Source organism: SAR202 cluster bacterium, from assembly GCA_016872285.1.
GTDB lineage: Bacteria > Chloroflexota > Dehalococcoidia > Lucifugimonadales.
The window spans coordinates 1-9,806 of the sequence record VGZZ01000069.1; the positions used below are offsets into that span (position 1 = coordinate 1).

Here is a 9,806-nt window from a genome sequence, read left to right on the forward strand (position 1 = left end):
CCCCACTCCCCCACTATACTTCCCCCATCTGATTCCCCTCGTCTCAATTCCCCCTTTGGGAGGGCTTATGGCTATCGGCACAGGCTTAACAAAACACAAGGCCTATCTGGAACAAAACAAAGACCGCCACATCAAGCGTATCCAGAAGGCCGTCCAGCAGCCCAGCGTCTCCACCGAAGACCTCGGCGTCCGCGAGTGCGCCCAAATCCTCCACGAGATGCACAAAGAGGTCGGCTTCCAGGAGGCCGAAATCATCCAGACCCCCGGCCTCCCCGGCCTCTGGTCCTACTACGACGCCAAGAAGCCCAAGACCATCGTCGTCTATGGCAACTTCGATACCCGCCCCGTCCTGCCCCACGAAAAATGGGACATACCCCCCTACAGCGGCGCCGTCGCCTCTATGGGCGGCTTCTCCAAAGTCCTCGTCGGTCGCGGCAGCTATTCCTACAAAGGCCCCTACGTCGCCTGGCTCAACGCCATCGAATCTATGCTGGCCGTCGATGGCACCCTCCCCGTCAACGTCATGACCCTCCTGGAGGGCGACGAGATCCTCGGCAGCCCCTACTACCGCGACATGTACAACAAGTACAAACCGCGCATGGGCAAAGTCACCGCCAGCTTCAGCCCCGGCGCCTCCCAGGACGCCTCGGGCCGCGTCGGCATGAGCATGGGCTCCAAGGGCATGATCTACGCCGACCTCATCGCCAGCGGCGCCAAGTGGGGACGAGGCCCCCAGGGCGGTCCCCTCCACGGCATGACCAAGTCCGTCATCGACTCCCCCGTCTGGCGCCTCGTCCACGCCCTCTCCACCCTCACCGAGCCTGACGGCAATCGCATCGTCGTCAAAGGCTTCTACGACGCCCTCAAGCCTCCCACCGCCGCCGAAAAGAAGGCTGTCCAGGAATATATCCAGTCCATCGGCGGCGGCGACTGGAAAAAAGTCCTCGCCGGCGTCGCCGCGGCCAAAGTCCCCGCCGGTGACCTGCCGGAAGAGCAGACCATCCTCAACTACTACTTCGGCCCCAGCCTCAACATCAACGGCATCAAGGGCGGCTTCACCGGCCCGGGCACCCTCCCCTTCAGCCTTCCCCACCAGGCCTCCGCCCGCTTCGATATTCGCGTCCCCCGAGGCTACAAAGTCCAGAACGTGATTAAGCTCATCCGCGACCACCTGGACGCCAAAGGCTACTCTGACGTCGAATTCAAGGTCATGGGCGCCTTCGACCCCTCCAACGTCGACCCCAACAGTGACCTGGTCCGCTCCATCAAGCGCGCCTTCCAGACCATGGGCGTCCCCCTGGTCACCGCCCCATGCAGCGGCGGCGGCGGCCCCTGGTCTATCTTCGCCACCGACCTCGGCGTCCCCATGGTACGCAGCGTCGGCGTCGGCGGGGGCGGAGGCACCGGCGGCCCCAACGAGTTCCTGGTCATCGACGGCAATGACAAGGTGGGCGGCCTCGTCGAATGCGAGCTGTCCCATATCCACATGCTCAAGTCCTACGCCGAGGAGGCCTAAACTAGACTTGCACAAAGAATCTCGTCTTCTACCTATTCTGGAGAGTGGTGCTGGGGTCTGGTTCTCCCCCTTCGGCCTGGAAGGCGAAGGGGGAGTTAGAGGGGGTTGTGGTAACTTATTTTCTCTTCCCCTTCCAGCAGGCTGTACTCAGTCCCGATGCAGTCGGGAAAGGGGCTAGGGGATGGTATCCCGATTAATGATAGAAACCACTTTTTGTGCAAAGGCGGTCTAACTATGAACCGACAGGAACTTATCAAGCTTATCGAAGGCGAATTTTCCGAGCAGCGCGCCTACGATTCCGCCTGCGACATCACCCAGTTCTACCGCGCTCCCGGCGGCGAGGGCTACCACCGCGCCACCGACTACACCGCCGGGCTCCTGCGCCAGACCAAGGCCGACAAGGTCTGGGTGGAGCGTTACCCACTGGACGGCGAGACCAAGTTCCTCGGCCAGCTTATGCCCGTGGCCTGGGAGCCTTACAGCGCCGAGCTTCGCGTCGGCTCCGCCCAGGGCAAGCTCCTGGTCTCCTACGAAAACGCCTACTCTTGCCTCCCCTGGTGGACACCTCCCACCCCCAAGGGCGGCGTCACCCTGGAAGTCATCGACGTCGGTACCGGTGAGCGCCCCGAGGACTATAAAAAGCAGAACGTAAAGGGCAAAGTCGTCCTCATCCGCAGCACCACCCGCCCCAACGCCTTCGCCCACGCCTGCACCCTCGCCACCGAAGCCGGTGTCGCCGGCATGATCACCGACTGCCTCCTCTACCAGACGGCCCCCTTCCGCACCCGCGAGTCCCTCCCCAACGCCGTCCAACTTCTACGCATGCCCAGCCAGCAGTACAACCGCGCCTGGGCGATAGTCGTCGACTACAACGCCGCCGAACACCTGGCCTCCCTCATCAAGAAGGGCAAGACCGAGGTCTTCGTCGATATCCAGTGCCGCTCCTTCAAGGGCGAAGCCCAGAATCTCTTCGCCGATATCAAGGGCACCGACAAGTCCGACGAGTACGTTATGTACTTCTGCCACTCCACCGCCGGCACCCGGCCCGGCGCCAACTGCGCCTCCGGCCCCGCCATGCTGGCCGAAATGGCCCGCACCATCTCCTCCCTCATCACCAAGCGCAAGATCGCCCGGCCCAAGCGGACAATTCGTTTCCTGGCCAACGTGGAAGGCCACGGCAGCAAGAACTACATCCAGAACCACCGCAAGGAGCTGGACAAGACTATCGCCATCGTCGGCCTCGACAGCGTCGGCCACGACCAGCGCAAGCTCAAGTCCGCCCTCCTCTACTATCGCGCCCCCGACTCCGTCCCCACTTTCGTCAACGACTTCTTCAACGGCGTCATCGAGGACACCCCCAAGGAGACTCGATGGGTCTTCCACACCGCCAACACAATCCCCTTCGTCAACCTTCTGGAACACCCCTACACCCCCTGGAGCGACAACCACTACTACCCCGCCTTCGGTGTCCCCGCCGCCCTCTTCATGTCTTGGCCCGACCTCTACTTCCACACCAGTCTCCTTACCCCCGACAACCTGGACCCCCAGGTCTTCCGGCGATGCGGCATCGTCACCACCCTCGCCGCCATCGAGCTGGCCAACGCCGGCCCCGGGGAGGCCGCCGGCATCATGCGTGAGGTCTCGGCCCGCAGCCAGTTCCGCATCGCCAACATGGCCCGTCAAGCCAAAGGCACCCCAGACGAGCCACGTGTCAAGCGCCGCATCGAAATCCTTGCCCAGCGCGACCAGGAGGCCGTCGCCTCCGCCCTCGTCCTCGCCGACGCCTCCGAGCGTAAGGCCCACCCCGAGTTGCAAAAGGTCAAGACCGCCGCCCAGAAGCAAATCGCCGCCGCCGCCGCCGACGCCTCCGGCCTGCTGAAAGCTGGCCGCGCCCAGAAATTCGCCGCCGGCAACGTCGTACCCAAACGCACCTCTGAGCGCAACCCCCCCGGCCTCGCCGGCACCGAATACTGGGACCTCTACAAGATGTCGGAAGAAATGCACGCCCGCGACCCCAAGATGCACTACGACTCCCTCCGCATCATCGCCGATGAAATCTGGAACTTCTCCGACGGCCAGCGCACCGTCAACGACATCGCCGAGTCCATCGCCGCCGAGTTTGACTTCGACCTGGAACCCCGCCACGTCCTCAAACTCATCCAGGGCCTGGAAAAGCGAGGCTATATCAAACTCAGCAAAGCCTAGCAGCCGCCCACCCATCGTCATTCCGGCGGAAGCCATCTCCCACCCAGGGTGGTTAATTCATCCCTTCTCTCCCTCACGGATGGGCTGGGACAGGGTTTGGTTCTCCCCCTTCGGCCTGGAAGGCGAAGGGGGAGTTAGAGGGGGTTGTGGTATATCTTTTTATTTCCCTCTTCTCCCGTAGTCGGGAGAAGAGGGCTGCAAGCTCGCCGTGGCGAGATAAAGGGTGATGAGGGTCCCTCGCCTGCCTACAGCGTCGGCCAATCAAACTAAGGCCAGCAACAAAACAAAGGTCCGTCATCCTGAGCGAAGCGAAGGATCTATGCCCAAATTCAACGCCTGCATCATAGACTTTCCACACCCATCCCTCCCAAGCAACAAGGAGGGGCCATGGTCAACCACGGCCCCTCCTTTATCCCAGAACCTCAGGCTCTAATTTGTAACCCTTATCTCCCCCCTCATCGAATCATGCCGCTCGCAGAAGTAACTCATCGTCCCCGCCTGCGTCGGCGTGTACGAAAACGTTCCGCTCGCGTTCATCAGTCCCGAGGCAAACGCCCCGCCCTTGGCCCCGGGCATTCCATGCGTCACCGTATGCTCAACGCTATCCTTATTCGTCCACGTCACCTTCGTCCCCACCTTCACCTCCACCGGCGATGGGTCGAACCTGAACTGCTGTATATTCACCGACCCCGCGCTGGGCGCCATCGCCGTCGGTGTCATCCCCGGCGTGCTTCCTGGCGTCATCGAGCCGCTGTCGGCAAACTTCTCCGGGAACTGCTTCACGATAGCCGATGCCAGCGGGTCCGCGATGTGCGGCATGTGCGCGGCGGCCTCCCTCAGATACCCGAAGCTCTTGGTGTCCCCAGCTGCCTGCGCATCGATAGCCTTCGTCAGCGTCGTTACGTGAGGCACCAGGAGCTGCGCCACCGCTCCCACGGGCAAGTTCGGGTTCGCGCCGCTCAGGAAGGCATCAAAGTCCTTGGCGTAAGCCGTCAGGTCCGCCACCGCCTTGTCCTTCTTAGTCTGGTCTTTACCAGCGGCCCCCTGGGTGTAGTCGACAAAAAACCCGATGTGCTTCCTCCACAAGGGCAGGAACGCCGACTCCGCCGCAGTCCCATACACGGAACCAATGGCTTTGGACAGCGCCACCGAGTTCATGTCCAGCGCGCCCGCCGCGGCCTGGAACTCGGCAGTTCGACCGCCCGTAGCCGCCCCCGTCGCCATCCCTGCCAGGTAAACGTGCTCTTGCAGCGTCGCGTTCAAGGCTGCTCTCAAACCCGCCGCCTTGGAGTCCGAAGCCCCCGCAAACTTGTCCGGGAACTGCCTAACAATCGCCGCCGCCAGGGGGTCCGCGATATGCGGCATGTGCTCCGACGCCATGCGAAGCAGATCGAAAGCCTTCGCGTCACCCGCCGCCTGCGCGTCGATAGCCTTCGTCAGCGTCGTGACGTGAGGGCCCAGGAGCTGGGCCACCGCGCCCTTGGGCAGGTTAGGGTTAGCTCCGGTCAAAAAGGCGTCGAAATCCTTGGCATAGGCCGTCAAATCAGCCACGGCCTTATCCTTCTTCGTCTGGTCTTTAGCCGCCGCGCCCTGCGTGTAATCGACGAAGAATCCTATATGTTTCCTCCACAGCGGCAGGAAAGCGTCCTCCGCCGGCTTCCCGTACACCGACCCGATAGCCTTCGATAATGCGATCGAGTTCTGGTCCAGCGCCTCCGCGGCCGCTGTAAACTCTCCGGTCCGACCCCCTATCGCCGCGCCCGTCGCCATCCCTGCCAGGTACACATGCTCCTGCAGCAGATTAGTCAACGCGACACGAAGCGCCGCCGCCGGCGTGTCCGATGTCGCGGCGGGCATAGCCGGCGTATGCGTGTGGGTAGGTGTAGGCGTAACAGGCCTCGGTGTCGACGTAGCTGTGGGAGCGGGCGCCGTCGCCGTCGAAGTCGCCGCGGGCGCCGCGTCGTCTCCGCAAGCCGCGATTAACAGTACCCCCAGCAGCGCTCCTAAAGCCAAAAGGTGCTGCCAGCTTAACCAGCCTCTTATCAGCGGAAAGCCCTTCTTAACCCTTCTGTTCCTCATTAAATCCATCTCCTATCGAATTTTGTTTTTCCCGGGGTTTTTCCGACTTTTCACAGTGCTCTAACCAATTATTCTCAATCACCTCCAAATACCTTGTGATACAATCGACTCCAAGTTCCCTTGACTATGCTTGCGAAAACCCCCACCCCTTGGATCACTCGCCCCTTTGCTGTCCCTTCTTAGTCCCTACTCATAATTGAACACCTGGTGCTAACTAGGACTGAGGCTGATGAAAAAGAAGCAGTCTTGTCATTCTGGTGAGCCTTTAGCCCTGAGCGTAGCCGAATGGGGGAGTTGGTACTTCAACGTAGTCGAAGCCTGTCCTGAGCCTGGTCGAAGGGAATCTGTTGTGACGGCAGTCTGGATATGATTCCCACTGCCACGCCTCACATCTCTCCTAGTTCCCATTAATATTGACCCCCATGAATGATCTTTTTCACGCCTCAGAACGCATCCTTATTGCGGAATGGCTAAATGGACGTTAAGTCCCTTACTGACGAAGCGTTAATTCAGGCCATCCAGCGAAGGGAGATACAAGCCTTCGAGGAGCTGTTCGATAGACACCACCGCCTCTGCCTCGCCGTCGCCTACAAAGTCCTTGGCGACTCCAGCCTGTCCGAGGACGCGACCCAGGAAGCCTTCCTCGGCCTCTGGCGCAGCCCCGGCTCCTTCCAGCCGGAGCGCGGTGCCTTAAGGACCTGGCTCCTCAGCGTCGTCAGGCACAGGGCCATCGATATGACCCGCGGCGCCGCCTTCAAACGCGAAAAGGTCGACCTGGAAGACGTGGCCCACCTCCACTCCTCCTCCGACGTGTGGCAGCAGGTAAGCCGCCGCCTCGACAAAGCCCGCATCAAAGCCGCCGTGGACACCCTGCCCGCCGAGCAGAAGGACGCCATTCTCATGGCCTTCTTCGGCGGCTATACGTATCAGGAGATCGCGGAAAAAATCGGCGCCCCCCCCCTGGGCACAGTGAAAGGTAGGATTCGATTGGGCATGAACAAGCTGCGCGCCCTCCTGGGCGACCCGCCGGAAGGGGCCTCCCATTAACTCCCTCCCCTTCGATATCAGGCTGCCCACAACTCCGCCAACGACGATCTGGAGGAGCTGGCCGCGCTCTTTTCCCTGGAGTCTCTCCCCAAAGAAGAACACGACGCCTATGCCGCCCACCTGCCCCATTGCCGTGTCTGCCGAGACCTCGCTGACCAGTATGTCGCCGCCTCCGCCGCCCTCCCCCACTCCCTGGACGAAGCCCCAGCCTCGCCAGGCTTCAAAAACCGCGTCCTCTCCCAAGCCCGCCAGGACCTGGAACACCTCCCAGCATCCTCCCCCGCTTCCCCGCGACCCCACGGCCTCCTCCCAAAATGGCTTGGCGGCCTCTTCGGCCCCACCCTCCGGCCCGCCCTGGGCGCCCTCGCCCTCCTCCTCATCGCCGCCCTCATCGGTTGGAACGTCGTCCTCCAAATACAGTCCAACAACGACTCAGACCAGCTCGCCGACCAGCAGGCCTTCCTCGCCGCCATCGCCTCCGGCGCTGCCGTCACCCCCCTTAACGGCACCGACGCCGCCCCCAACGCCACCGCCACCCTCGTAACCACCCCCGGCGGTGACGAAGCCTTCCTTCTGGTCAAAAACCTCCCCGCACTCTCCTCCGACCAGCGATATCAGGTCTGGCGCATCACCGGCGACACGCCTCAGGGTATCGGCCTCTTCGCCCTCTCGAAAAGCGATACCCAGCTTGTCGCCCTCCGCACCAGCTTCACCGGCGCCAAAGCCATTGGCGTCAGCATCGAACCCAAAAGAGGCAGCCTCGCCCCCACCGGCCCCATCGTCCTCCTCGGCTCCTTCTAGTTTTCCCGTCCATCTCTTCTTCTTTACAGAAGCCTGACAAAGGGCTAATGTTTCCTTCTGAATGATTATGTCGGTATGTTCCACTATTGGGAGTGCCAACCAGGTGCCTTTCAGTAGCTGGGTTCGGGTCCCATCAGGTTCTCCCTCTTCTCCTTTGCAATAGGAGAAGAGGGAGTTAGACGCCGTCCTGAGTATGCCGAAGGAGGGTGATGAGGTGATCCTTATTTATTCTTCCCCTTCTTCCAGCAAGAAGAAGGGGCCAGGGGATGAAGGTATCCCGATTAAAGACGAGGGCGGCTCGTGATTAATAAGGCCCCCGCCCAGGCCATCTACTACGGCTGGTTCATCGTCGCCGCCTCCTTCTTCATCTCCCTCGTCACCGTTGGCGCCCGAAACGGCTTCGGCGTCTTCGTCATCCCCATGAGCGACGACTTCGGCTGGAACCGGGGCTCCATCTCCCTCGCCGCCTCCGTCGGCTTCCTCCTTAACGGCCTCAGCCAGCCCTTCGTCGGCCGCCTCTACGACAAAGTCGGTGGCCGAAAGCTCATGCTCTGGGGCCTGCTAATCCTCGGCCTCGGCAACGTCCTCCTCGCCTTCACCACCCACCTCGTCTTCCTCATCCTAGTCTTCGGCGTCGCCATGTCTATCGCGATGAGCGCCGGCTCCATGAACACCACCGCCACCATCCTCGCCCGGTGGTTCAAACGCAAGCGCTCCACCGCCGTCGCCATCAGCGCCGCCGGCGCGCCCATGGGAGGCCTCCTCCTCGTCCCCCTCACCGCCTACCTCATCACCCTCACCGACTGGCGGTTTACCTGGGCCGTCCTCGGCCTCCTCATCCTCTGCCTCGCCCTCCCCCTAGCCTACATCTTTATGCGCGATAACCCCCAGGAATATGGTCTCCAACCCGACGGCGACGCCTCGACCCCCTCCAACGGGCAGCCTCGCTCTCAGACAACTCCCGCATCCCTCGAGTCCGACCGTTGGCGCGACGCCTTCCACCACCCACCCGTGTGGCAGCTCGGCGGCGCCTACTTCGTCTGCGGCTTCACCACCGCTATCATCTCGGCCCACTTCGTCCCCTACGCCCAGGAGCGCGGCTTCTCCCCTTCCCTCGCCGCCACCGCCTTCGGCGTTATGAGCGGCCTCAACTTCCTCGGCGTCATGGCCGCCGGCGCTCTTGGCGATAGGTTTGGCCGAAAGAACCTCCTGGGACTCGTTTACGCCATGCGAGGCGTCGGCTACGCCTCCCTCCTCCTTATCCCTGACCCCTGGGGCCTCTGGGGCTTCGCCCTCATCGCCGGCTTCTCCTGGATCGCCACCGTCCCCCTCACCACCTCCCTCACCGCCGACTTTTATGGCCTGCGAAACCTCGGCATCCTAACCGGCCTCATCTTCTCCGCCCACCAGATCGGCAGCGCCATCAGCATCCAGATGGGCGGCACACTGCGAGACATCACCGGCTCCTACGATCTCCCCTTCGCCATCGCCGGCCTCTTCCTCATCGGCGCCAGCATCCTCAGCTTCTCCATCCAGGAGCGCAAATACTCCAGCCGCTCTCGACGCGCCCAACCCCAGCCCATCGCCCCCGGCGTCTAGCCTGTGCCCCTTGCCTCCGTCTCCCCCCACCACGGCGACCCAGGCGACCCGGACCTCCTCCAATGGCTCCAGCACCGCTTCGACCAGGTCGTCGGCCTGGACCCCCTCGCCATCATCATCCTAATACTCCTGTTCCTCATCGCCATCCCCCTCACCATCCTCGCTATCTACGCCCTCCAGCACCGCCGCTCCGCCCCCAAACCCTGACCCGAAAATCCCTTCCCTCGATCCTGCCCTGTCTGGTCCTCCCTCTTTTCCTCGTGAGGAAAAGGGGGAGTTAGAGGGCGTATTGGTGCAATATTTTTTCCCCCTCTTCCTGCAGGAAGAGGGGGAAAAAGGGAGAGATGGTATCCCGCGAATTACCAGGAATGCATTCTTGTAAAGCATTCCGTTAAAAGATAACCCTTCCCCAATTGACTCCCCCTCTCCTTCCCTTTACCATCCTCCCTCAGCTTTTCGCCCAAGGACACTACCATACTCCTGCGCCAAAAACTCAGCCGCGTCTTCCACGGCTGGTGGATCGTCGTCATCGCCTTCCTGGTCAACGCCCTCACCACCA

7 protein-coding genes are annotated in these 9,806 nt (G+C 62.1%); 6 read left to right on the top strand and 1 reads right to left on the bottom strand.

The annotated features are described in order from the left end of the window. Nucleotides 1-67: 67 nt before the first annotated feature. Together FJ320_12405 and FJ320_12410 are read left to right on the top strand one after the other, a co-directional pair. The gene (locus tag FJ320_12405) at nt 68-1,516 is read left to right on the top strand and encodes a M20/M25/M40 family metallo-hydrolase (GenBank protein MBM3926751.1); all 1,449 of its coding nucleotides are present in this window, start codon (nt 68-70) and stop codon (nt 1,514-1,516) included. 234 nt (nt 1,517-1,750) lie between these two features. Next, a complete protein-coding gene (locus tag FJ320_12410) occupies nt 1,751-3,721 on the top strand; it encodes a hypothetical protein (protein MBM3926752.1) in 1,971 nt (656 codons plus the stop codon). 429 nt (nt 3,722-4,150) lie between these two features. Here FJ320_12410 and FJ320_12415 read toward each other — a convergent pair whose 3' ends face one another. Then, a complete protein-coding gene (locus tag FJ320_12415) occupies nt 4,151-5,809 on the bottom strand; it encodes a copper amine oxidase N-terminal domain-containing protein (protein ID MBM3926753.1) in 1,659 nt (552 codons plus the stop codon). Nucleotides 5,810-6,274: 465 nt separating this feature from the next. On the opposite strand from FJ320_12415, the gene FJ320_12420 reads away from it, so the two are divergent. The 4 genes from FJ320_12420 (at nt 6,275) to FJ320_12435 (ending at nt 9,454) form a co-directional block, all read left to right on the top strand. Continuing rightward, complete coding sequence (locus tag FJ320_12420) at nt 6,275-6,847, top strand: sigma-70 family RNA polymerase sigma factor (GenBank protein ID MBM3926754.1); 573 nt, start codon at nt 6,275-6,277, stop codon at nt 6,845-6,847. Nucleotides 6,848-6,895: 48 nt separating this feature from the next. Further along, nucleotides 6,896-7,648: an anti-sigma factor gene (locus tag FJ320_12425; protein MBM3926755.1), complete on the top strand. Its 753-nt coding sequence runs from the start codon at nt 6,896-6,898 to the stop codon at nt 7,646-7,648. A gap of 300 nt (nt 7,649-7,948) precedes the next feature. Continuing rightward, nucleotides 7,949-9,247, top strand: a complete 1,299-nt coding sequence (locus FJ320_12430; protein ID MBM3926756.1) for an MFS transporter — start codon at nt 7,949-7,951, stop codon at nt 9,245-9,247. A gap of 3 nt (nt 9,248-9,250) precedes the next feature. Beyond that, on the top strand, nt 9,251-9,454 hold the full coding sequence (locus FJ320_12435; GenBank protein ID MBM3926757.1) for a hypothetical protein: 204 nt from the start codon (nt 9,251-9,253) through the stop codon (nt 9,452-9,454). Nucleotides 9,455-9,806 lie beyond the last annotated feature (352 nt).

Bases quoted from the DNA above. Each gene is read 5' to 3' on its own strand.
- FJ320_12405 (MBM3926751.1), top strand. From the start codon at position 68: ATGGCTATCGGCACAGGCTTAACAAAACACAAGGCCTATCTGGAACAA.
- FJ320_12410 (MBM3926752.1), top strand. From the start codon at position 1,751: ATGAACCGACAGGAACTTATCAAGCTTATCGAAGGCGAATTTTCCGAG.
- FJ320_12415 (MBM3926753.1), bottom strand. From the start codon at position 5,809: ATGGATTTAATGAGGAACAGAAGGGTTAAGAAGGGCTTTCCGCTGATA.
- FJ320_12420 (MBM3926754.1), top strand. From the start codon at position 6,275: ATGGACGTTAAGTCCCTTACTGACGAAGCGTTAATTCAGGCCATCCAG.